General features: G+C 58.1%; 17 protein-coding genes, 1 tRNA gene, 1 rRNA gene, 2 pseudogenes and 1 riboswitch. Of the genes and pseudogenes, 17 read left to right on the forward strand and 4 right to left on the reverse strand.

What is annotated here, in order from left to right:
- Positions 1–113 (forward strand): 5S ribosomal RNA (gene rrf, locus AC1DNI_RS19605); the annotation flags it as partial.
- Positions 114–249: 136 nt separating this feature from the next.
- Positions 250–326: transfer RNA gene (locus AC1DNI_RS19610), tRNA-Met, on the forward strand.
- A gap of 68 nt (positions 327–394) precedes the next feature.
- On the opposite strand, the pseudogene AC1DNI_RS19615 reads toward AC1DNI_RS19610, so the two are convergent.
- Positions 395–1335 (reverse strand): annotated as a pseudogene (locus tag AC1DNI_RS19615) (threonine/serine dehydratase).
- A gap of 93 nt (positions 1336–1428) precedes the next feature.
- Here AC1DNI_RS19615 and AC1DNI_RS19620 point away from each other — a divergent pair.
- From AC1DNI_RS19620 to gcvP, 4 genes are all read left to right on the forward strand, one after another.
- A complete protein-coding gene (locus AC1DNI_RS19620) occupies positions 1429–2475 on the forward strand; it encodes an adenylate/guanylate cyclase domain-containing protein (protein WP_477693090.1) in 1047 nt (348 codons plus the stop codon).
- Positions 2476–2815: 340 nt separating this feature from the next.
- Positions 2816–2913, forward strand: a riboswitch (glycine riboswitch).
- Positions 2914–3067: 154 nt separating this feature from the next.
- Entirely contained in the window at positions 3068–4189 is a 1122-nt protein-coding gene (gene gcvT / locus AC1DNI_RS19625) for a glycine cleavage system aminomethyltransferase GcvT (RefSeq protein WP_477693091.1), read from the forward strand.
- Positions 4186–4563 carry a glycine cleavage system protein GcvH gene (gene gcvH / locus AC1DNI_RS19630; protein ID WP_477693230.1) on the forward strand — a complete coding sequence of 126 codons (378 nt, stop codon included), beginning with the start codon at positions 4186–4188 and terminating at the stop codon, positions 4561–4563. Before gcvT ends, gcvH begins: the two co-directional genes overlap by 4 nt.
- A gap of 5 nt (positions 4564–4568) precedes the next feature.
- A complete protein-coding gene (gcvP, locus tag AC1DNI_RS19635; protein WP_477693092.1) occupies positions 4569–7370 on the forward strand; it encodes an aminomethyl-transferring glycine dehydrogenase in 2802 nt (933 codons plus the stop codon).
- 55 nt (positions 7371–7425) lie between these two features.
- Here gcvP and AC1DNI_RS19640 read toward each other — a convergent pair whose 3' ends face one another.
- A complete protein-coding gene (locus tag AC1DNI_RS19640; RefSeq protein WP_477693093.1) occupies positions 7426–8481 on the reverse strand; it encodes a GSU2403 family nucleotidyltransferase fold protein in 1056 nt (351 codons plus the stop codon).
- 340 nt (positions 8482–8821) lie between these two features.
- Between AC1DNI_RS19640 and AC1DNI_RS19645 the strand changes: the two are divergent.
- A pseudogene (locus tag AC1DNI_RS19645) lies at positions 8822–10165 on the forward strand (ISNCY family transposase); the annotation flags it as partial.
- Positions 10166–10380: 215 nt separating this feature from the next.
- Here AC1DNI_RS19645 and AC1DNI_RS19650 read toward each other — a convergent pair.
- Positions 10381–10695 (reverse strand): DUF7683 domain-containing protein, encoded by a 315-nt coding sequence (locus AC1DNI_RS19650; RefSeq protein ID WP_477693094.1) that lies wholly within the window; start codon positions 10693–10695, stop codon positions 10381–10383.
- Here AC1DNI_RS19650 and AC1DNI_RS19655 point away from each other — a divergent pair.
- Both AC1DNI_RS19655 and AC1DNI_RS19660 read left to right on the forward strand, forming a co-directional pair.
- Entirely contained in the window at positions 10640–11539 is a 900-nt protein-coding gene (locus AC1DNI_RS19655; RefSeq protein WP_477693095.1) for an ABC transporter permease, read from the forward strand. The genes AC1DNI_RS19650 and AC1DNI_RS19655 overlap by 56 nt on opposite strands.
- 562 nt (positions 11540–12101) lie before the next feature.
- On the forward strand, positions 12102–13901 hold the full coding sequence (locus AC1DNI_RS19660) for an aminopeptidase P family protein (RefSeq protein WP_477693096.1): 1800 nt from the start codon (positions 12102–12104) through the stop codon (positions 13899–13901).
- A 611-nt stretch (positions 13902–14512) separates the two neighbouring features.
- Here the strand turns inward: AC1DNI_RS19660 and AC1DNI_RS19665 are convergent.
- On the reverse strand, positions 14513–15748 hold the full coding sequence (locus tag AC1DNI_RS19665) for an adenylate/guanylate cyclase domain-containing protein (protein ID WP_477693097.1): 1236 nt from the start codon (positions 15746–15748) through the stop codon (positions 14513–14515).
- Between the two features lie 435 nt (positions 15749–16183).
- On the opposite strand from AC1DNI_RS19665, the gene AC1DNI_RS19670 reads away from it, so the two are divergent.
- The 8 genes from AC1DNI_RS19670 (at position 16184) to AC1DNI_RS19705 (ending at position 24033) form a co-directional block, all read left to right on the forward strand.
- Positions 16184–16906: a VirB8 family type IV secretion system protein gene (locus tag AC1DNI_RS19670; RefSeq protein ID WP_477693098.1), complete on the forward strand. Its 723-nt coding sequence runs from the start codon at positions 16184–16186 to the stop codon at positions 16904–16906.
- Between the two features lie 2 nt (positions 16907–16908).
- On the forward strand, positions 16909–17712 hold the full coding sequence (gene virB9 / locus AC1DNI_RS19675; protein WP_477693099.1) for a P-type conjugative transfer protein VirB9: 804 nt from the start codon (positions 16909–16911) through the stop codon (positions 17710–17712).
- Between the two features lie 4 nt (positions 17713–17716).
- Positions 17717–19054, forward strand: coding sequence for a TrbI/VirB10 family protein (locus AC1DNI_RS19680; protein ID WP_477693100.1), 1338 nt, complete (start codon positions 17717–17719; stop codon positions 19052–19054).
- Positions 19055–19087: 33 nt separating this feature from the next.
- The gene (gene virB11, locus AC1DNI_RS19685; RefSeq protein WP_477693101.1) at positions 19088–20185 is read left to right on the forward strand and encodes a P-type DNA transfer ATPase VirB11; all 1098 of its coding nucleotides are present in this window, start codon (positions 19088–19090) and stop codon (positions 20183–20185) included.
- The gene (locus tag AC1DNI_RS19690; RefSeq protein WP_477693102.1) at positions 20182–20853 is read left to right on the forward strand and encodes a lytic transglycosylase domain-containing protein; all 672 of its coding nucleotides are present in this window, start codon (positions 20182–20184) and stop codon (positions 20851–20853) included. Before virB11 ends, AC1DNI_RS19690 begins: the two co-directional genes overlap by 4 nt.
- Positions 20854–20858: 5 nt before the next feature.
- Positions 20859–21158, forward strand: a complete 300-nt coding sequence (locus AC1DNI_RS19695; RefSeq protein ID WP_027232981.1) for a TrbC/VirB2 family type IV secretion system protein — start codon at positions 20859–20861, stop codon at positions 21156–21158.
- A gap of 149 nt (positions 21159–21307) precedes the next feature.
- Positions 21308–21607, forward strand: a complete 300-nt coding sequence (locus AC1DNI_RS19700) for a VirB3 family type IV secretion system protein (RefSeq protein ID WP_477693103.1) — start codon at positions 21308–21310, stop codon at positions 21605–21607.
- Positions 21604–24033: a VirB4 family type IV secretion/conjugal transfer ATPase gene (locus AC1DNI_RS19705; RefSeq protein ID WP_477693104.1), complete on the forward strand. Its 2430-nt coding sequence runs from the start codon at positions 21604–21606 to the stop codon at positions 24031–24033. The genes AC1DNI_RS19700 and AC1DNI_RS19705 overlap by 4 nt, the downstream gene beginning before the upstream one ends.
- Positions 24034–24187 lie beyond the last annotated feature (154 nt).

Below are 24187 nucleotides of genomic sequence, written 5' to 3' on the forward strand. Positions count from 1 at the left end.
TGGTGGTTACAGCGGGGTGGCCGCACCCGATCCCATTCCGAACTCGGCCGTGAAACGCCCCTGCGCCAATGGTACTTCGTCTCAAGACGCGGGAGAGTAGGTCGCTGCCAGGTCTGCCAAACGCAACAAACAAAGCTTCTCGACAAACAACACAACAACAAACACAAGCGCCGCACCAAACGGCCCTTTCCATGCAAGCGCAAGCCCGCGCAACAAAGGAAAGCGCAAGCGCATACCGCACACAATTGACGCGGGGTGGAGCAGCCCGGTAGCTCGTCAGGCTCATAACCTGAAGGTCACAGGTTCAAATCCTGTCCCCGCAACCAAAATCACATAACACCAATCCACACGAAAGCCCGGCACCCCCGGGCTTGCGTGCGTTCAAGCGGCAAGTTCAATCGAAGCCAACCGCTGCCGTGTTGGATCCACAAACGAGGACGACGACACGCTCATCTTTTTCGGGGACATAGCGGCCCGAAAGCAGGGCGGCCATTGCCGCAGCTCCGCCAGGTTCGGCAACGATCCGGACTGTGTCCCACAGGGCCTGCTGCGCCTTGCGAATGTCGTCATCCGCTACCAGCACTGATGTGCCGACAAAGGCTTGCGCGATTGGAAACATGAGATTGCCGACGCGACGCGGCGCCAGCGAATCGGCGGCGATCCCGCCGGCGGGTGCATCGACGGGCTTACCGGCCGCGAGCGCATGATTGAGGGTTGGAGCGCTTTCGGGCTCGACCGCAACAATGTTGATGCGGCCACGCAGCCATGAGGCGATACCGCCAATGAGACCACCGCCTCCGACTGCTACCAGCAGCGTGGTTGTTTCCGGGAGGTCCATTTCGATTTCACGCCCGAGCGTCGCCTGGCCGAGCAGCGTCTCGACCTGATCATAGGCGTGGATGGCCAGAGCGCGTCTGTCTCGGCAACGAATCGTTCGCTCGCCTCGAGGGCATCGGCGTAGCGCTCGCCGCCGATCACGAGCCTTGCACCATAGCTGCGAATCTTGTCGGCCTTCGCCGGCGAGGTGACGCTTGGCACGAAGATGGTGCCCGGCACGCCGAGCCGCATGGCGGCATAGGCGACCGCCGCGCCATGATTGCCGCCCGAGGCGGCAACGACACCGGCCGCGGGAACCGTCCGTGTCAAAAGATTGGTAAAGGCACCGCGCGCTTTGAATGACCCCGAGTGCTGCAAACATTCAAGTTTGAGCGCTACGGGGAGACCTGCCATGCCGAAATCGTCAAGATCCACATTGAGCACGGGCGTGTGCCGGATATGCGGCCGGATGATTTCTTCGACAGCAGTGATACGTTCAGGCGTGATATCGATGGGCATGATCGCACCATATTTCGCGGCTAGGCACAAAAGCAAGATCGATCGAGCGACGACAACGGCCTATCGATGATGATCTTGGCCATGGAAAGAGCAATGAACAGAAATTCGATCGTTTTTTGGATCTTCAGTCTTATGGCCGCAGCAGCCAGCGGCGTGTTCTACGGCTACTTCTACAACGGAAAAATATCGGCGATTGGCGCGATCTTCGCCCTGTTCCTTTGCATTCCCCCGCTGCTCTTCGAACGGGGAAACCTGTTCCCCCGACTTTTCGACCGAATAAACACGCTGCCGACCCCGAGCTATATTTTTTGTTCGCTCCTTGCCAATTACCTGCTCATCGGTATGGGCTACTTCGCATGCGGCACCCTGCTCTGGGCCCTCGGTTTTATTCCCGGTGCCTGGTGGCAGGAGGCGCTCCTGCCGACAAGCATATGGATTTACACGCTTGTCATTCTGGCGGTCCTGAGCTTTGTTTCGCGCGTACGCGAGCTTCTCGGGCGCGACATCTTTGCCAACCTCCTGATCGGGCGCTATCGCAAACCGATCGAGGAGGAGCGCATCTTTCTCTTTGTCGATCTGGTCGGGTCCACAACCTTTGCCGAAGAATTCGGCGATCTGCGGGCGCAGCAGTTCCTTGGTGCGCTCTTTGCCGCGTTTGCCGGACCCGTCCGGCGGCACAACGGAACCATCGATGACTACGTCGGCGATGCTGCGATCATTACCTGGCCTATGCAGCGGGGCCTGCGCAATGCCGATTGCGTCGCATGTCTCTTCGACATCATCGATGTGATCGAGTCAAACTCGGAAAAGTGGCTGAGTGAATTCGGCCGCGTGCCGCGTCTGCGCGCCGCCTTGCATGGCGGGCCGGTGGTTACTGCCGAGATCGGCGTGGACCACCACAAGATCACCTATTTCGGCGATACGGTAAACACGACGGCACGGCTCGAACAGTTTTGCCGAAGTTTGAACACGCCGGTGCTGATCTCAAGCGATCTTGCCGCGCGGCTGACGCTGCCCGACGGTATTCGCAGCAACAATCTCGGTACTCATGCGGTTCGGGGAAAGGGCCAGAGCCTCGGCGTCATGGCTCTTGTGCGGCCGCGCGGGGAGCAGTCAGAACTCGTGGCGCAGCGAGCTTAGAACCTCGATATTTCTGCACGGCCCGCAGTTGCAAGGCGCCTATCCAGCGTGGCAAGGGGCAGGTTTTGATTGATCGCCAGTGCGAGATGGCTTGAGGCCATCGACGCATCGACAATCAAAACCACTCTCAGCGGCGCCCTTCTTCGATCCAGGCCTTGTTTTCCAGCTGTAAAGAAGTCGGGGGGCCAGCTTGGTCAAGCCATGGCCAAGCAGAATGTTCTCATACAGACAAATTCTGTCCGTAAAGCGTCAAATCTGCTTTTAGGGCGATGACAGGCCATGTGCGGTGCGATATGTTCGGAACGTCGAGGGCCTTGTGATTTGCAAGAAGGCAAGGCCCTGTCAGCTTGCGGGAGAGTGGCCAGTGTGCGAATGCGCCGGTCCACCGAAGGGGAAATCGCCCGAAATCTCTCAGGTACCAGGAACCGCAAGCCGATAAGGCAACTCTGGAAAGTCGGGGGAGACCCCGCGCCGAAGGTGTAAGTTCAGCCGGTGCCAAGGCGCCGCGAGCGAGTCTCTCAGGCTTCCGACAGAGGGGTAAAGCATCATTCCGTCGCTGTGGCGGAGGTCTTTGCATGTCTCTGGAGTGAAAATGGGCGCTGAAGTCAATTCTGAAACCGACGAACTGAAATCGCTGCCGCTTGGCGACCTGCACGAGGCGGCAAATGCGCGCTTCGGCGGCTTTGCCGGCTGGTCGATGCCGATCACCTATCCACTCGGCGTGATGAAGGAACACCTGCATACGCGCGAAAAGGCGGGCTTGTTCGATATCTCGCATATGCAGCTTTTCGAGATTGCCGGGCAGGGTGCCGCGGCGCTCCTCTCCCGTGCCTGTCCGCTCGACGCGGGCTCGCTCGCGACCGGCCAGTCCAAATATACGTTCTTTCTCAATGAACAGGCTGGGATTATCGACGACCTGATCGTCACGCGGCTCGGCGATGAACGCTTCATGGTTGTCGCCAATGCCGGCAATGCCGCCGTGGATGAGGCGCACTTGCGCGAACTCGGCAAGGATTTCAATGCCGACATCGATGCACTTGACCGCGTGTTTCTGGCAATCCAGGGCCCGCAAGCGGCAGATGTTTTGCAGAAGGCAGGCATTATTGCTGGCACCGATCTTGAGTTCATGCGCGGGTACGAGCCTCAGCCTGGCTGGTTCATGAGCCGCTCGGGTTATACGGGCGAGGACGGCTTTGAGATCGGCCTTCCGGAAGCGGACGCCCGCGCACTTGTCGCCAAGCTTCTCGCAGACGACCGCGTGACATGGGTTGGGCTCGCCGCGCGCGACAGCCTGCGGCTCGAGGCTGGCCTTTGCCTGCATGGCCAGGACATTACGCCGGAGATCGATCCGGTCGATGCCGGGCTCACCTGGGCCATATCGAAGCAAGTTCGTGGTGAGGGCGGCTTTATTGGCGCTACAGCGCTACAGGCCAAGCTCGCCGCCGGGTCAGGGCGCAAGCGCGTCGGCTTGAAGCCCGAGGGGCGCCAACCTGTCAGATCCGGTGCGACGCTTGTCGACGCCCGCGGCAACCCTGTCGGCATCGTTACCTCCGGTGGGTTTGGTCCCTCTGCGGGCCACCCGGTTGCCATCGGCTATGTCGAGAAGGCGCTCGCGCCGACTGGCTCACAGGTATTTGCCGAGATACGCGGCAGCCGCATCGCGCTGCATGTCCACCCGCTTCCCTTCGTTACACATCGTTACCACAAAGGATAATTGAAATGGCTGTCACTTATTTCACCGAAGATCATGAATGGCTGCGCGTTGAAGACGGGATTGCGACAGTCGGCATTACCGACCATGCGCAGGACCAGTTGGGCGATCTCGTTTTCGTGCAATTGCCGGAAGTCGGGCAAACGCTTGCAAAGGGCGATGCTGCCGTCGTCGTCGAGTCGGTCAAGGCCGCTTCGGACGTCTACGCGCCGGTCGATGGCGAAGTGACAGAGGTCAATGAGGCGGCAGCCAGCGACCCAGCCCTGATCAATTCTTCGGCGGCCGGCGATGGCTGGCTGTGGAAAATGAAGCTTGCGGATACCAACCAATTGACCGGCCTTCTCGACGAAGCCGGCTACAAAGCAATTATCGGCTGATTATCATGCAGAACAAGGGCATCTTTCCGTTCACCGACCGCCACATCGGGCCAAGCCTTCAGGGCTCGCGTGCCATGCTGGCGGCAGTTGGCATTCCCTCCCTCGAAACGCTCATCTCCCAGGCGGTACCGAAATCCATCCGGCTCGAACGTCCCCTCGACATTCCCGAAGCAGTGAACGAGGCTGAAGCGCTCGCTGAACTCTCGGCAAAGATGGCGCAGAACAAGACCCACAAGAGCTTCATCGGGCAAGGCTATCACGGGACGCACGTGCCCGCGGTTATCCAGCGCAACCTTTTCGAAAACCCTGCCTGGTACACGGCCTATACGCCGTACCAATCAGAAATAAGTCAGGGCAGGCTGGAGCTTCTATTCCATTTCCAGACCCTCGTGACCGAATTGACCGGCTTGCCGGTCGCGTCGGCGTCTTTGCTTGACGAGGCGACGGCCGTGGCAGAGGCGGTCGGCATCGCCTACCGGCATCATCGTGAGAAGCGTACCCGCATTGTGCTCGCCGGTGATGTGCATCCGCAGATTCTCGACGTGGTTCGCACCCGCGCCGAGCCACTCGGGATGAGCGTCAACGGCGGCGCGATCAACGCTGAAGTCGCAGCAATCATCGTTCCTTGGCCGGATACATATGGCGTCTACAGGGATCATTCCACCGCCATTCGGGACGCAAAGGCATCCGGCACTCTGGTGATAGCGGTCGCTGATCCTTTGGCGTTGACGGTCACCGCGCCTCCGGCATCGCTCGGCGCCGATATCGCCGCGGGATCGATGCAACGCTTCGGCGTGCCCGTCGGTTATGGCGGTCCGCACGCCGCCTATCTCGCGGTAACGGATGCACTTACGCGTCTTATTCCGGGCAGGCTGGTCGGCCAGTCCGTGGACAGCAAGGGCCGCCCCGGTTATCGGCTTGCTCTGCAAACCCGTGAACAGCACATCCGCCGTGACAAGGCGACGTCGAACATCTGCACGGCGCAGGCATTGCTGGCGAACATGGCAGTATCCTTCGCGATCTGGCATGGACCACAGGGGCTGCAAGCGATTGCTTCGCGTTTACATGGCCAGGCGGTCCGCCTTGCCGCCGCTTTGGAGGCCGCAGGCATCGCTCTTGCCGGCAAGCGCTTCTTCGACACGCTTACCGTCGATGTGCCGGGCAGGGCGGGGGAGATTGCCGCCACTGCGGAAAAGGATGGACGCCTGCTTCGGATCATCGATCAGGACCGGCTTGGCCTCACGCTTGACGAAACCACGACCGAGGCGGATTTGCAGGCTCTCGCCGCCCTGTTCGGCGCGATCTTGCCTGATGATACGGACATGCGCCTGCCGAGCGAACGCCGCGCAGAGGGGTTCATGACCCAGGAGGTGTTCCATCAGCAGCGCTCCGAGACGGAAATGATGCGGTTCCTGCGTCGCCTCGCCGACAAGGATCTTGCGCTCGACCGGGCCATGATCCCGCTGGGCTCCTGCACGATGAAGCTCAATGCGGCGGCCGAGATGCTGCCTGTGACCTGGCAGAGCGTCGCCAATGTTCACCCGTTTGCCCCGGTCGATCACGCGCTCGGCTATAAGGTGCTCACGGATGACCTCGAAACATGGCTCGCGGAAATCACGGGCTTCGATGCGGTGTCCCTGCAGCCGAATGCTGGCAGTCAGGGCGAATATGCCGGTCTCCTTGCCATTCGCCGTTATCATCTCGATCGCGGCGATACGCATCGCGACATATGCCTCATTCCGGAATCGGCGCATGGCACCAATCCCGCCAGCGCCCATATGGCGGGAATGCGCGTCGTCGTCGTCGCCTGCGAGGAAGCGGGCGACATCGACCTCGACGACCTGAAGGCCAAGGCGGAACTGCATGGTGCCAATCTGGCGGCGCTGATGATCACCTATCCCTCGACGCATGGCGTCTTCGAGGAGGGTGTCAAGGACATCTGCGCCATCATTCATGCGCATGGCGGGCAGGTCTATTTCGACGGCGCCAATCTCAACGCACTCGTCGGGCTGGCGCGTCCTGGGGATATCGGCGCGGACGTATGCCACATGAACCTGCACAAGACCTTCTGCATTCCCCATGGCGGCGGCGGACCGGGCGTTGGCCCGATCGGTGTCAAGAGCCACCTTGCTCCCTTCCTGCCGGGGCATGTCGAGCTCAATACGGGCCACGCTGTTTCAGCCGCGCCCTTCGGCAGCGCATCGATCTTGCCGATCACCTGGATGTACATCCGGATGATGGGCGCAAACGGGCTGAAACGCGCGACGGAGATGGCAATCCTCAATGCCAACTACATTGCAGGCCGGCTCGAGAACCACTATCCGGTGCTGTTCAAGGGCCGCAACGGCCGCGTCGCGCATGAATGCATCCTTGATACACGGGTGCTGAAGGAGAGCGCCGGGGTGACCGTCGAAGACATCGCAAAACGGCTCATCGACTACGGCTTCCATGCGCCGACCATGTCCTGGCCAATTCCGGGGACACTGATGGTCGAGCCGACGGAATCGGAATCGAAACGCGAGATCGACCGGTTCTGCGATGCCATGATCGCAATCGCCGGCGAAGCGGCAAAGGTTGCGAGCGGCGCTTGGCCGAAGGACGACAATCCACTCGTCAACGCGCCGCACCCGGCAGGTGACGTTCTGGCCGACGATTGGGCGCATCCCTATAGCCGGAGCGAGGCGAGCCTGCCGGCCGGACCGAGCGAGGAGAACCCGAAATATTGGCCGCCGGTCTCGCGCATCGACAACGTGGCCGGAGATCGCAACCTCGTCTGCTCATGTCCGCCGATGCAGGCCTATAGCTAAGTGCCAAGCGCCTCCTTCTCCCTGGGGAGGGCGCTTCGTGTTGCGTCGTTGCTCTTTACCAATTGGGCGTGAGACGGCCTTGGTCGACATTATCCGAAACCTTGAATTCTTCGGCAAGCCGGCGGAGCGCCGCCGGCAAGGCCCGAAGGTCTTCCGAACCGAAATGAAGGTGGGGTAGCCGTGTGCGGATGAGTTCGGCAACAACCTGGGCTTGCATGCCGTCACGCGAGCGTTTGGCAGCATCGCGGTCCGCACGACGCGATAGCCACAATTTATGAAGTGCGAATGCCCGCGGATCCGGACAGGAAAAGGTGAGCGGGTAGCCGCGTTGGTCGATCACGACGGCCGAAACCTTGGGACTGTTGACGAGCCAGGCGAGCCCTTCGATTTCAACGGCGCGCAGATCTTCATCGTCGGCGCTGAATCCTGACCTGCCATCCCCCGACATGATGTTCTTCGGCGTCGGCTTGATCAGATCGACAAGAAAGCCGTCGCGGTTGGCTGCCCTGTAGCTGTTCTTCGCCAGTGGTGCGAAGGAATGGTCGACTTTTTGCAGTATTCCGATCAGGCCTTTCTGCGAAAAGCTCCTGCCGATCAAGCGCAGGCTGAATCTCGAGTCCATGAGAAGGTCAACGTCTTGCGTCGAGAGAAGGCCACTCGTGATGTGTACCCCCGCAAGGCGCTCGTAGACGAAGAGGGCATTTGTCCCGACGATGTTAATGGCGGTGCCGATCAACCCGAGCTTGTCCAGGGCGCGGATGATGCGGGCCGTCAATTGCGGTACGCGGCCGAGCGACATGGCGCGGTTGACCGGAGCAAGTTCATCGAGACGCTGCGCCAGGCTGCCGACGCGCTGCTTGGAGTTTTCGCGACCGGCGTGGAACTGGACGTATGCTGTTTCGGTTTCCGTGGAACGCGGACCAAGTGATTTCCAGATACCGCCGGATTTCTTGTAAAGGTATTCCTTGGCATTTGTGCTCGTCTTCCACGACATGGAACCGGAAAAACGCTGCTCGTATTCCTTCGAACTCACTTTATAGGATCCATAAACCTGTTCGGTATCGACAAGCTGGCGAATCTGATCGGACGATAATTCTTTGAAATTGTTCATCTTATCCCACAATAACGAGAAATGCGTCGTATTGGGGATAATATCCCGTTTTGGCAATGCTATAAAGCGATATTAAATAGGATTATCCCTTTGCCATATAAAATGCAGTTGAAAAGGGATAATCCAACGACTGCTGCCTCGCAGGGCTCCGCAATGGGCATTCCTGCGCGCAAAGTATAAGTCCCAGCGGCAGTCGATCAGTTGAATAATCACAGTTCCATAAGATAGATTACGCCGCAAAGGTGTGTAGCGGCAAAGTTAAAATGTCCGGTATTTGCAATTTTGAAATGTCGTTATGACAACCCTCCCGCCTCGTTGCAACGAGTGATGGGAAGTGATTTTGGGACTGGTTTTAATGAGCGAGCGCGAGCTGCACCGGATTGAGGTTTTATCGGAGGTTGTTGAGGATCGACGGACGATGGCGTCGGCTGCGATTGTATTGTCGCTCAGCGTCCGCCAGGTGCAACGACTGGTGCGGAGGTTTTATTTTGAAGGTGCGGCAGCGTTGCGGCATCGCAATCGCGGCCGGCGGTCAAACAACCGGATCAACGACGGCGTTAGGGAGCTGGCGCTGCAGCTGGTGCGCGAGCGTTACGCGGATTTCGGCCCGACGCTGGCGGCCGAGAAGCTGGCTGAGCACGGATTTTCTGTATCGCGCGAGACGTTGCGCAAGTGGATGACGGATGCCGGGCTTTGGCTATCGCGCAAACAGCGGCGGACGTTTCGCCAGCCGAGGCTGCGGCGGGAGTGTTATGGCGAGCTGATCCAGATCGACGGCAGCGATCATCGCTGGTTCGAGGATCGTGGCGATCGCTGCACGCTGCTGGTGTTCATCGACGATGCGACCGGCCGACTGATGCAGCTTCTGTTCGTACGTTCGGAGAGCACCTTCACGTATTTCGAGGCGTTGGACCATTATCTGAAGAGCCACGGCCGCCCGGTTGCCTTCTATTCCGACAAGCATTCGGTGTTCCGTGTTACGAAGAAGGAAGCGGTGAACGGCCAGGGCATGACCCAGTTCGGCCGGGCGCTATCGGAGCTCAGCATCGAGATTTTGTGCGCCAATTCCAGCCAGGCGAAAGGCCGGGTCGAACGCGTTAACCGGACCCTGCAGGACCGTCTGGTCAAGGAGCTGCGATTGGCCGGTATCAGCGACATGACGGCCGGCAATGCCTTCCTGCCCGGCTTCATGGCGCGGTTCAATGCGCAGTTTTCCGTTGCTCCACTCAAGCCGGACAATCTCCACCGGCCACTCAATGTCGTGCCAGAGCGCATGCGCGAGATTTTGTGCAAGCGGGAGCAACGTTATGTCGGTGACCAGCTGACATTTTCCTATGAGCGCAAGCGGATCATGCTGGCGGAGAATGAGATCAGTCGCGGTCTGGTGGGCAAATACCTCGACACTTATGCCTTTGCCGACGGGCGTCTGGAGTTGCGGTGGAAGGGTTTGAGCCTGCCCTACAAAATGTTCGACATGGATCAGCGCGTCACCCACGCGGCGGTGACGGAGAACAAACGGCTGGGTGACGTTCTATCGTTCATCAAGGCGCAGCAGGATGAGGTGGCGCCGCCGAAGGTAAAGACCAACAGCGAGGTCATTGCCTATCAAAAGCGCGTGCGTAAACCTTCACGAAAGACCGACTGGGTGGAAGAACGGCGGGCGCGCAGGAGACGTGAACAGGCTGCTGGCGACCTTTTCAATGTCGCCGGTCCGGGCTGCGATATTGAGGTCTGCGCCCTGTCCGGCGACGCGGGCACCGATCGGGATGACATTTTAACTTTGCAGAACATGCGACATTTCAACTTGGTTGCAACATGTGTTGTAGCGGGGGGTTGAAGTGCGTCTCTGCAGCGATAACAATGGTGGGATTCAATCCCTCCACAGGAACGATTTTGAGATTATTCATAGTACTCAACGGAGCAATCATAATTATCAATATCGACACTAACGCCGAACCTTTCATAAATTTTTTGATTTTGGTCTCTATTTATCCTGTACACCATGTACAACATGGGATCATTTTCGGGATAACCAAAAATCATTCGGAAAAACTCTAGGTCATCTCGCATGAATTCTATGCGATTAATGAGGGCTTCTCCTTTCTTTTCGAATAATGAAATCGCTCTTGGCATCATGTTCCTTAGATGGAGGCGTTGAGTGGCGGAGAGGAATTTCCTGTTCTTTGTTGCACCCGGCGACCCAGCACGCATCATTGCCGGTGACAAAGCGACAGAGACCCAGATCGTACAGATACACAAGAATCTGGGTTTGGACCGCCCTATTCACAAGCAATACCTGAATTTCGTCGGCAAAGCAGTGCAAGGCGATCTTGGGTTTTCGTACCGCAACCAACAACCCGTGACCAAGTTGATTTCCACCCGCATTCCGGTGACAGTATCTCTGGTTATCGGCGGCGTCATTTTCTGGCTCATGATAGGGATCCCCATTGGTATCATGTCCGCCCGACATCCCGGCGGCGTTCGTGACCGCCTCGGGCAGGGTTTTATTCTGGTCGGCCTGAGTTTCCCGACCTTTGTTCTCGGTATGCTTTCCCTTTATGTCTTCTACTTTTTGCCGCGCCAGGCCGGTTTTACCCTTTTCCCGCCAGGGGGTTACAAACCATTTCTGAAGGAGCCGCTGATATGGGCATGGCACCTTTTCCTGCCATGGATGACGCTCGCTCTGGTTACTGCAGCGATTTATGCACGTCTCACACGCGGCAATCTCATCCAAGTGATGAGCGAAGATTATATCCGCACGGCCCGCTCCAAAGGACTGTCAGAAAGGCGCGTTCTTTTTCGCCACGGCTTTCGTAGCACATTGGTGCCGCTGGTGACGCAACTGGGAGCTGATATTGCTCTGCTTCTGGGCGGAGCGATAGTGATCGAGCAGATTTACGGCTTGCAAGGTGTAGGGGCACTGGCTGTACAGGCTGTCAAAAACCAAGACCGTCCGATCATTATCGGGGTTGTCCTGCTAGGCGGCTTGTTCATCGTCATCATGAATATCATCGTCGATCTGCTCTATGCGGTTCTTGATCCGCGGGTCAGACGTTAACCCCTTCTCATAGAAACTGCGGTTTGAACGACAAATAATATGATGGGCAGCGAATATATCATCCCGGGTATGTTCATACGCGAACACAGCGCGGCTGTACCGCTCGACTGGACCGGCCTGAGGATGAAACCATCCAGGTTTTCACACGTGTGATCCGGTTCGCCGCAGAGAAAACCTGCCGCTGGCAGAGGCTCTTAAAGCCTATCGTGTCATACTGCTCGATCAGCGCGGCCTCGGACGCAGCACGCCGGTTGACAGTGCTACCATCCGTCGTTTTTCCGATAATAATGCGGCAGCAGCAGATTATCTTGCCTGCTTCCGCGCAGATGCAGAGCGTGTTGAATGAAATGCCGTTCCGGTCGCTGCCGCTGTCTATTTTGATGGTATATATGTTGATGCCGGCCTTTCACTGAAGACCGCAGCGAAAAAATAGGCAATGTCCAGACATGGGTAACAAATGAGTTCGAGCATGAGGGTGTACGTCAATCCCCCGCGTTCTCGAATATCTAATCAATACGTCAAAGAACGCGGCGGTCCGCTTTCCTGATTTGAGGAGCTTTTTATGAGCAGATCATCTGCTATCGCAGAGCGGCTTACAGCATTACGCACCTACCTTTTGCTCCACAATCTTGATGCTTTCATTGTTCCCCGTGCCGATACCCATCAAAGCGAGGTCACCGCACCTCGCGATGACTGCCTTGCCTATATGACCGGCTTCACCGGTTCAGCAGGCCTGGTTCTCATTTTTCATGATAAGGCACTTCTTTTTGTTGATGGCCGATACGAAATACAAGTGCAACGAGAGGTCGATACCGAGCTTTTTGAAATCCATCATCTGCATAACGCACCAATAGATCTTTGGCTGCGTGAAAATGCTTTTAAAGCTATGCATGTCGGCTTCGACCCGATGCGCATCAACAGCGAGCTTTATGGCCGCCTTTCAGCCGCGATGGGGGCAGCGCATGGAAAGTTCGTTCCTTGCTCTGAAGACCTGTTCGATAAGATATGGCCGGATCGCCCGGAGGCCCCTCTTGGTGCAGTTCGTCCCATGCCGGTTACATATGCCGGCGAAGCTTCCTATGATAAGAGAAAGCGGATTGGCACAATCCTGCAACAGGCGGGCGCAGTCGCTTTGGCGGAAAATCTCCCGGACAATATAGCTTGGTTGCTCAATGTCCGTGGCAGCGACGTGCCCATGAACCCGGTTCCACATAGTTTCCTTCTTATGCTCGCTGATGGCAGTGCGGAGTGGTTTGTCGATCGCCGCAAACTTGGTAATGATCTATCGAATTTTGAGCTTGACGGAGTCCGCCTCAGCGCACCGGGAGATTTCCCCACGCGCATCACTGCTCTAGCTTCTCGAGGGGCCATCATGGTTGACCCTCAATTTGCACCTGTCGCCATAATAATGGCCGCTGAAGAGGGCGGCGGCAGGATAATTAACAGGACGAGCCCCCTGACGCTGTCGAAGGCCAGAAAGAGCCCAACGGAACTGTCCGGCTATCGTCGCTGCCATATCGAGGATGGCGCGGCGCTCACGGATTTTCTGGCATGGGTTTATGAACAGGGCCTGCAACGTCAGAACACCCCCAATCCTCTCACGGAACTGGAGGCTGAAGCTAAGCTTCTGGAGTTCCGCAGCATGCGAAGCGGATTTCTTGAAGCGAGTTTCCGGTCCATCTCCGCATCGGGGGTCAACGCTGCCTTATGTCATTACAATGCAGATCAGACTACCAACGCCGTCATTGATAGTCGCCTTCCCTATCTCATAGATTCAGGAGGCCAGTATATCGACGGTACAACGGATGTCACCCGGACTCTATTTCTAGGTTCGCCTTCGGATGAACTGCGCCAGACATATACGGCTGTTCTCAAAGGCTTTCTTGCACTTCTCATGATGAAAATGCCCATCGGCACACAAGGGCATCAGCTAGATGCATTCGCCCGTCGCCCTTTGTGGGAACTTGGCCTGGATTACGATCATGGCACCGGCCATGGCGTGGGCCATAATCTACTCGTACACGAATATCCGCATCGCTTTGCCAAAGTTGCCAATCCATTTGGACTTGAGCCAGGCAACATTATGACGATTGAACCAGGCTTTTACAAAGAAAATAGCTACGGAATGCGGATAGAAAATCAGGTCGAGGTCATAGGATCCAGCCCTGGCTTTTGTTCCTTCGCTTCCCTCACGATTGCGCCAATTGACTTATCCTCTGCAAATCTTTCAGAACTGACATCTGGCGAAATATCGTTCCTGAACGAGTACCATGCCATGGTACGCAAAACGCTTATGTCTCGCGTTCGCGCTGAGACAAAGCAATTCCTTGAAAAGCAAACGAAGATTATAGAAATCCTGTAAGACTCGACTATATCCCGTTATTCATGACTGATGTATTTCGACTTACCCGTAAAACCAGAGGGATATTCTGGAACTGATCCTGTTGCTCATATGCGCGTCCAGTTTAATGCATCCAATGAAACTTATGATGCACGACGCATGCATGTCGAGTTGAAGAATGAATGCTTTGATGTCCGCCATCACCGCATTGCATAGCCGATGAGAAACAACGACCTGAAAGCATGGCAAGAGCGGCGTTACAAGGAGACCCAGACAGCAATCACATTGGCACGGTGACTCCTAATCTTCTTGATCAGGATTTTTCCTATAGCAGCATGGATCAGAGCTTGGCCGATACATTGGTCGCACTATAAACGAATGTGAAGGCACAACGCTCTGTCGGTTCGACTTTGTTGTTTGCCCCGGCATTTATCTGATCGCTTAGGGCGCATTGCGATCTGTTTAAATCCGATCCGCGCGTCTCAACCCTTTTATTCCATGCATAGTCTTATCGTTCCGCGTTTCCCTCCCGTCGGACTATGCTCTAGTCGCCTCGTCGAGAAAATTGAGGGATGCCCTTACCTTGGCGTGATGATCTTTCCAACTGTCTAAAACAAATGATGTTAAAAACTTTACACTGACGCCATGGCCTTCTGGATGATCGCGGGGTCGATCGTGAAGAGTTCCTGGGCGCGCCCTACCCCGCGCAAGGCGAAGCGGCCGACGCAGACCAGTTTCAAGCGGAATGCATCCGGCAGCGTGGCAGCATAGCGCTCCGAAATCAGGATCTCCTGGTCGACGGACCGGCACATCGAAGCGATACGGCTGACCTCGTTTACAGCAGGACCGACCACCGTGAAGTCGAGACGCGTGTCACTGCCGATATTGCCGAAGAACACTTCGCCAATATGCAGGCCGAGATAGACATTGGTCGCGGGTTGTCCGGCTTCGACCCGTTGCCGGTTGAGAACGATCAGCTTCTTGCGCAGGAGCGCCTGGGCCTTCAAGGCGGCCGTGGCTGCGTCGGCGGAATCGCCGTCGGTAAAGATCGCGAGCGTACCGTCACCGATCAGTTTGAGCACGTCGCCGCCCATCTCCTGGATCGACGATATCACGGCCTCTGCATAATCGTTGAGCATGGGAATGATGGCGTCGGGCGCGGCAGCGTCGGAAATGCGTGTGTAATCACGAAGGTCCGAATACCAGAGGACGGCCTCGATGCGATCGGCGGCGCCGCGATTGATGCGGCCGGCAAGCACCCGTTTGGCGGCGTCGTGGCCAAGGTAAACCTCCGCCAGCGTCCTGACGATCCGCGTCAGCGAAGCGCATTTCATCGCGAGCGCAAGACTGCTTACCAGCCGTCGCAGGGCGATAATGTCCGCATCGCTGAAACCCTCTTCATGGTCGGAGGCCCAGGACGAATAGAATCCATCCATTTCGCCGATGCTGCCCTGCTTCGAAAACGGCACAATCATTGCAAAATAGTCTGTGCAGCCCTCGTCTCGCATCGAGGCGAGTTGGCGGAACGATGGTGTTTCGTCGGCTGTCAGCCTGTGCCGCATTTCGACCTCACCGATCTCCAGCAAATGATAGAAAGTCGATGCCTGCCAATTCTCGGCGCTCTCGCCGCTTTGTGACGAGCCATACTCGATGATGGTGCGCTCCAGTTCGCCCTCGCGCCGCCACAAAAACACCCTCCCCTCATAGATCGGATGAAGTGTATCGACGAATGTATTGCCGCGTTCGAGCTTGATGCCCGCTGCAACGCATCGATCGCAGAACCCGTTCATGAGATCGGTTTCGGTTGCACCGCAGATGCCTTGGGCATTGAGCCAGGTTTCGATTTCGACGATTTCGGCTTCGGTCACGGTTCTTCACCCATGCTGCAACTGACAAAAGAGGTAGCACGACCTGTATATTTGACCAAGAATTCTCAGCGGCAAGTGCCCGCCCCCGATTGGAATGGAGAAATCCACAGACCGTTGCGAAATGCTCCAAGTCATTCATAATACATGGAAAAAATCATTTCTGTCAGCATACCATGGATGTGGAATAGTACTAAAGTCTCATTGACACAGGACGCGCAACTAAATACACGCATAACGTGGCATAATTTAGCGAATACAACGAATCCGAGTGTTGATAAATCTTGCTTGAATCAAAAAAGCAAGGCGATGGACGACTTTTGCTTTTCTAGTGAACCGAATTTACGGTTGGCAATATATTTCAATTTATTTCAGGCGGGTTGATTTTGAGTTCGGCATTTTCTCTTTGCGTTCATTCTTTCGGGTTGCTGTGTTCCAATGGTTGAGCGTGGCGGCGACACGGCGACCCTGACGCCGGACAAAGGTCTCGATTCACGCTATTTCAGCGAAGCGGTGCGCTGGGAAAACGACGTCATTCGTACGGTGAAGCGGTCAAGGCGTGTTGCCTGGATCGTCGCCGGGTTCAGCGCCCTGCTCGCCGGCCTCGCCATGGCATGCCTTGCCCTGCTCCTGCCGCTGAAAAGCTTCGAGCCCTATGTCATCGAGGTCGACAAGACGACGGGCTTCATGGAGATCAAGCGGCCGCTCGCCGAGGGCGACCTGACGCAGTCGGAAGCGATCACCCGGATGAACGTGGTTCGCTATATCAAGGCGCGCGAGACCTATGATCCCGCTTCCGTTCAGGACAATTTCGATCTGGCGCAACTCCTTTCGACCGGGGATGCGCAGCGGGATCTTCTCAACCTCTACGGCCCCTCCAGCCCGACCAACCCTGTCAATCGGTTTGGCCGCCAGACCCGTGTGCTTCCGACCATCAAGTCGATTCAGATACCCAACAACAAAACCGCCATCGTGCGTTTTTCCACGCAGCGCATAGGTCAGGATACCGGGCCCGAAGAGCATTGGGTGGCGCTCATGCATTTCCGCTATTCGCGCGAACCGATGACCAATGAGTGGCGGTTCGACAATCCGCTCGGCTTTCAGATCCAGGACTACCGGCGCGATCAGGAAAGCGTGCCGGCATCGGAACAGGGGCATTGATCATGACGCTGTTCTCCGTTCGCCGATTGCAATTGATTGCGCCGCTCGTTTGCGCCGGGTTTCTCGCCGCAAGCCCGGTCCTCGCCGAAATTGCGCCGAAGCGCGGTCAGGCCGATGCGCGTGTACGCACCGTCAACTACAATCCCGCCAATGTCGTCTCGGTCGACGCAACCCACGGTGTCTCGACGATGATCGTCCTCGGCGATACCGAGAAGATTGAAACGGTCGCGGTCGGTGACAGCCTGTCCTGGAAGATCGAGCCCAACAAGCGTGGCAACATCATCTTCCTGAAGCCGGTCGAGGCCAAGACGACGACGAACATGAACGTCGTCAGCGACAAGCATGTCTACACATTCATCCTGCGGGCCCATGCGGAATCTGAAGGCGACCAGACCTATCTGGTCAAGTTCCGCTATCCGGATGAGGAGGCGGATTCGCGACTGCTGGCGGAAGCGCAACGCCTCGTCTCCGAACCCAACCGCGCCAATTTCCAGTTCGAGAATTCCAATACGAACTACCAATTCCGCGGCGACGGCGAGTTGAAGCCGACCTACGCCTTCGACGATGGGGTGAAGACCTGGTTCAAGTTTGACGGCGACATTCCCTCGATCTTCATTGTTGAAGGCGGCAAACGGGAAATTTTGGCCAACTTCCGCCGCGAAGGCGATTATCTGGTCGTCGACAAGATCGCCAGGCAGTGGATGCTGCGGCGCGGCGACCTCGCGCTGTGCCTTTTCAACATGCAGAAGATCGGTGGATCGGCCGTTGCGGCCAGGACCACTTCTTCCAATGAGCGGATGAGGTAGCGCCATGCCTGATCCCAATTATCATCAAAGCGTCGAACTAGAGGAAAGCGCGCAATCGCAACTGTCGGAGCCGAAGCGCGGCTTGAGCAAGGCTGCAATCGTCGTACTTTTTGGCATGGTTTCGATTCCCCTTCTGGCCATGCCGTTCTGGTTGGCGCAGCCGAAGGCGCCGGACAATGTGGAATCGAATGAGAACGAGGAATTCCTGGCACCGCCCGCAAAAGTGCAGCTGAACGTGCCGCCGCCGGAGCCCGAAGCGCCGGCGCCAGCGCCGATACAGCCAACCGGGACCTCGGCGACGGACGCCGAACTCGAGCGAGCAAAGCAGGCTGCCGAGGAAGAGGCGCGCCGCCTCGCCGAAGAGCGCAAGGCACTCGAGGCCGAACGGCTCGCACGCGAATCCGAAAACGACCAGAAGAGATGGGAGCGCTACCGTTCGCCCATGGTGGTGACCGAGACCGGAGGCCAGGTCGACGCGCTGGCCCAGGCAGGCAAGACTCCGGAGCAGGCGGAAAAGGAAAAGAGCGCCGCAACCTTCCAGGACACCAACCCGAACAACCAGTTTCTCTCCGCCTTGGCCGCCAAGCCCGTGGAAGTCGCGACGGCTGAGCAGACCAAGCGCATCGACGCGCTGGTGCCGCAAGGCACGATGATCCGTGGTGTCCTCGAAACGGCGGTGCAAACCGACCTGCCCGGCATGGTGCGCGCCGTAACGACGGAGGATGTGTGGTCCTTCGATGGACGCCGCGTGCTCATCCCCTCGGGTTCGCGCATGATCGGCGAATATAATGCGGGGGTCGAGCAGAACCAGAAGCGCGCCTTTATCGTGTGGAACCGGCTGCTTCGCGCCGATGGCGTGTCGCTCAACCTTGGCTCCATCGGCACGGATGAACTTGGCGTCTCCGGCTCGGCCGGCGATGTCAACAATCACTACCTCGCCAAGTACGGTTCGGCTTTTGTGCTGAGCTTTCTCAGCCTTGGCGCGCAGGCCTTTGCGGACACAGGTTCGCGTGCCACCACCTACAACACCGGCCCGATCACGACGCAGATCACCGATCCGATTACGGGCAAGACGACCGTCAACACCATCTATCCCGACAACAATGTCGGACAAGATCTTGGCAACAAGGCACTTGGCGCAGCTGCCCAGGGGCTCGCGCAGGTCGGACAAGAGGTTCTCAAAAGCACGATGAACATCAAGCCGACGATCAGCATCAATCAGGGCACACCGGTTGCGATCTTCGTGCGGCGCGATCTCGATTTTTCCGAACTTTATCCCGATCCCGTTCAGGAGAAGCTGAAGGAACTCAAACGTGGGCGAGGCTGGGATGGCAAATATTGACCGTATTCAAGTCAGGCTCGGAGGGGGGCTGCGATGAGTTACGCTGCCTCGCTCTCCGATCTCATCGATCTCGCCTTCGCACCGCTGCGCGGCTTTCTGCAGTCTCCCGATGTCGTGGAAATCTGCGTCAATGAGCCGGGAATCGCCTTCGTCGAACGTGTCGGCCAGCCGGGTATGATGCGCTACGTCATGCCCGAGCTGACAGCGGAGCGGATGCGGTTCATGGCCGAGCGGGTTGCCGCTGCCAGCCACCAGTTCATCAACGAGGAAGAGCCGATTCTTTCGGCGTCCCTGCCCGACGGCGCGCGCGTCCAGGTGGTGCTGCCGCCGGCTGCACCAAAGGGCGGCGCCATCGTCATTCGCCGTCAGGTGACACGCCAACTCGTGCTCGACGATTATGCGGCCTCAGGGGCACTTCGCTCGACCCTTGTCACCGACAGCGCCTATCAATTGACCGATGATGAAACGCTGCTTTGCGACCTGATTGCGCGCGGCAACATCGAGTCTTTCCTGCGCGAAGCTGTGTGCCGGCGCGTATCGATGTTGATTTCGGGTGGCACAGGTTCGGGCAAGACCACCTTTCTTAACGCGCTGATGCAGGAGATTCCGGATTACGAACGCCTGATCACGATCGAAGACACGCCGGAACTGACGCCGCCGCAGGAAAACCACGTCAGCCTTATTGCGACGCGCGGCAACCAGAACGTCGCCCGCGTCGATCCGCGCCATCTGGTTGAAGCATCGCTGCGCATGCGGCCGGACCGGCTGCTGCTCGGCGAAATCCGCGGCGGCGAGGCGATCGACTTCCTGCAGGCCATCAACACGGGCCACCCCGGCTCACTGTCGACGGTGCATGCGAATTCGCCGAGCGCCGCCTATACGCGCCTCGCATTGCTCGTCATGCAGGGCAGCGGCGGCGGGCTTGGCCTTACGAAGGTCGAGATCGTGGAGATGTTGCGGGCGACGGTGCCGCTCGTGGTCCAGCTTGGCCGGCGCGATGGGCGGCCGGGTGTCGTTACCGAAATCTTTTACGATCCGTTCGTGCGCTCCGGACGGCAAAGACCAGCTGCCTATAACGACTTTTCGAAGATGCAGGAGCCCGGTGTCGTTCCGCTGGGGCGCAAGCAATGAACCGGATTTGTCTCCTGCTGACGTCCTTCGCTGTGATGGCTGCCGGTTCGGTGAGCGTCGCGCTTGCTGAAGATGCGCCGGTCAAGGTGACGGTCATCGAGGATGCGGCGCCGGTCAATCCGCCCAGCGCAACGATTGCCGCAAAACCTGCCGGCTGCGATTTCAGCAAGGCGCCGGATGCAAAACAGGGCGAAATCATCATCCGCAAGATAGCGGACGAAGAAGCGTTCGACCTCGACTTTCTCCTCGCCATTGCAAGGCAGGAAAGCGGCTTTCGCATGAATGCCGTTTCGAGCGCGGGCGCAGTGGGGCTGATGCAACTGATGCCTGCCACGGCGAAGCGCTTTAGCGTCGATATCTGCGACCCGGAAGACAATGTCCGCGGCGGGATACGGTATCTGCGATTCTTGCAGAAGCGCTACCAGAACCCGCTTTACGTGCTCGCCGCCTATAATGCCGGTGAGGGCGCCGTCGACCAAAATCGCGGCATACCGCTCTATCCCGAAACCGTTCGCTATGTCTCGGCCATTCTCACCGATCTCTACGGATGGAAGTCGCTTGGAGTGCCAGTGTCCGACGGCGAAAAGCGGACGGCGGGCAAGAAGAACGAGGGCCAACCTGCCAAGCCGGAGGAATGGACTCAAGGATTTGTATTACATGTGGAGTAGTCAGAATGTTTAATAGATTGCGCATTTCCGGGGCTGCATTGGCTCTGTCACTTACATTTTTTGCCGGCGAAGCCTTCGCACAGTCCAGTCTGCAGCCGGTATCCTCGGTCCTGCAGACCATGATCAACATTCTGACGGGGCCGATCGCGTCGATGTTGGCCATTCTTGCCGTCATAAGCTGCGGGTTCCTTGCCTGGACCGGCCGGTTTACCTGGGGCATCGCCGGCTCCGTCATCATGGGCATCGTCCTAGTTTTCGGATCGACACAGATCGTTTCGTTCTTCCAGGGCGCATTGGGCCACTAGGGCCGGGGCAGGATCGGCCCGTCCGATCGGAGACTTAAGGTGACGAGAGCAAGGTTGGATGTGCAGGTCCGCATCTTCGGTGCGGACAGGCGGCAGCGTGCCGGATCAACGTTTGCGATTGCGGCCGGTTTCGCCGGAAAGGGTATGAGATGACTGAGGAAGCGCCGGACATGATCCCGTTGGTCAAGGCATTGACACGCGCACCGACCCTGTTCGGCGTGCCGTATATGTACGCCATGTTCAACATGGTGGTAACGGCGGTCATTTTTCTGGCGACGAAGAGCCTGTTCACGCTCTTTTTCGTGCTCCCTATCCACAGTTTCGGCTATTTCCTGACGCTGCGCGACGAACAGATATTCAACATTTTGCGGGTCAAGGCCGCCAAGACACCGCCGCAGTCCACCACCCTCTGGGGTGTCAAAAGCTACGCGCCAGGAGATCCGACATGATGTCGCGCGCTGTCCGCAAGGAAATGCGCTACGGCGCCCAGGCGACGCGCGAACGCTCCGTCGCCGCCCACGTGCCCTATACGCGCCATGTGGACGATACCACATTGCGCACGAAGGACGGCCTGCTCCTGAGCGTGCTCAAGGTCGAAGGCTTCTGCTTCGAAACCGCCGACATGGCGCAGATCAACGGCAAGCTCGAAGGCCGCAACACCATCCTGCGCACGCTCGGCAACAGCCGGTATGCGGTCTATGGCCACATGATCCGGCGGCGGCTCGAACCGAAGCTCGATGGCGAGTTCACCAACCCCTTCGCCGACGAATTGAACCGCCGCTATATGGCGCAGCTCGAGCAGCGGCGCATGTTCGTCAACGAGATGTACATCACCATCGTCCGGCGGCCGCTGCGCGGCCAGGTCGGCATGATTGAAACCATCGCCAAGGGCATCTTTGCGCGCAGCGGCAAGGGCCAACCCAAGGGCGCGCGGCAGGGCGAAGCCGAGGAACTGCGCGAACTGCGCGATGCCGTCCTCGGTGTGCGCGAGGTCCTGCAAGATTATCAGGTCAAGCTCCTCGGCATCCGCGAGACGGAACCTGGCGTTTTCTATTCCGAGCCGCTCGAATTCCTCGTCCAGATTTTGAATGGGATCGAGCCGGTCAAGATGCGTCTGCCGCGCATGCCGCTCGACGGCGCGCTGGCGATGAAGCGCCTCCATTTCGGCCGCAATGCCGTCGAGTTCGTCGGCGCGACGCCGCCTGCCGATTCCCGCCTCGGCGCCATGCTGTCGGTGCGCGAATATCCTTCCTATACGGGCCCCCTCCTCCTTGATGGCCTATTGAAGGTGCCGCACGAATTCATCGTCAGCCAAAGTTTTTCCATTATCGACAAGCCGGTTGCACAAAACCAGATCGAGCGCGTTTCGCGCCAGATCGCCATGGCTGACGAAGCCGGCTCCATCATCGGCAACCAGCTTGTCGGAGCGCGAGACGAGCTTCTGAGCTCGCGTTCCATCTATGGCGAGCACCATCTGTCGATCATGTGCCTCGGCAACGACAAGGCCGAACTCGACCGTTGCATCCGCTCTGTCGGCGCGACGCTCACGGACCAATCCATCATCTGGTTGCGGGAAGATCTGAACTGCGAGGCGGCCTTCTGGGCGCAGCTGCCGGGGAACTTCTCCTATCAGGCGCGCTCGGCGATGATCTCGTCGAAGAATTTTGCCGGGTTCCTTTCCTTGCATAATTTCCCGGGCGGCAAGCGCGACGGCAACCATTGGGGCAGCGCTATCTCGCTTCTGGAGACAACTAGCCAGAGCGCCTATTTCTTCAATTTCCACGTGCGCGACCTCGGCAATTTCACCATGGTCGGTCCGTCGGGATCGGGCAAGACCGTTGCCCTCTCTTTCCTGATGGCCCAGTCGCAGCGCATCAAGCCGACGCCCCGCTGCATCTTCTTCGACAAGGACCGCGGCGGCGAGATCTTCATCCGCGCGCTTGGCGGCACTTACGAGATATTGCAGCCGGGCGAGCCGACCGGGTTCAATCCCCTGCAGCTCAGCGATACCGGTCCCAATCGTGAATTCCTGTTCCAGCTGTTTTCGCTGATGCTGCGCCGGCCCGACGGACAGCCCTTGCCGGCGAGCGAAGAAAGCGTCATCCGCTCGGCAATCGCCCAGATTCTTACGACGACCCCTGAGGGAAGATCATTGCCGGCCTTTGCCACGCTGCTGCGAGGACGTATTCGCGCCGGTGAGAACGATCTGCTGGCGCGCTTCGAAAAATGGCTGCGGCCGGACCAGGTCGGCTGGCTGTTCAACAATCCCGTCGATCGCTTCACCTGGTCTGACGTCGCGGGCTTCGACATGACCAAGATCCTCGACGATCCGCTGACCCGCAGCGCGGCGTTGATGTACATCTTCCACCGGCTCGACGAACTCCTCGACGGGACTCCGATCCAGATCTTCCTCGATGAAGGCTGGCGGCTTTTGGAGGACGCGGTGTTTGCGGCCTTTATCAGGGACAAGATGAAGACGATCCGAAAGTTCAACGGGATCATCGGCTTCGGCACGCAGAGCACGTCGGACATCGTCAATTCGAACATCGCCCATACGCTGATCGAGCAGAGTGCGACGCATATTTTCTTCCCGAATCCACGCGCCGACCTCGAAAGTCATGCCGGCGGGCTCGGCCTCTCGGCGCGCGAAATGGAGTGGATCAAGTCGACGGATCCGGCAAGCCGCTGCTTTCTGATCAAGCACGGACAGGAATCGGTCATCGCCCGACTGCGCCTGACGGAAATGGACGACCTCCTCAAGGTTCTTTCGGGACGGGCGGAGACAATACTGGAACTGAATGCCCTCAGGGAGAAGCTCGGCGACGATCCCAAGCAATGGTTGCCCGCCTTTTGCGGGCAAGGAGTGAAGGTGTGAGAGTAACTTGTGTATGCGTAATTCTGCTTGCCACATTGCTTGCTTCAGGCTGTGCGAGCCGGCAGAAATTGAAGACTCCGTGTGATTTGCCCGCATCCGCGCTGTCGTTCGGACCGGTCGATGACTGCGGGCCGCTGATGCCGGTCAACGAAGC

The sequence above is a fragment of the Phyllobacterium sp. 01N428 genome, from assembly GCF_056399405.1.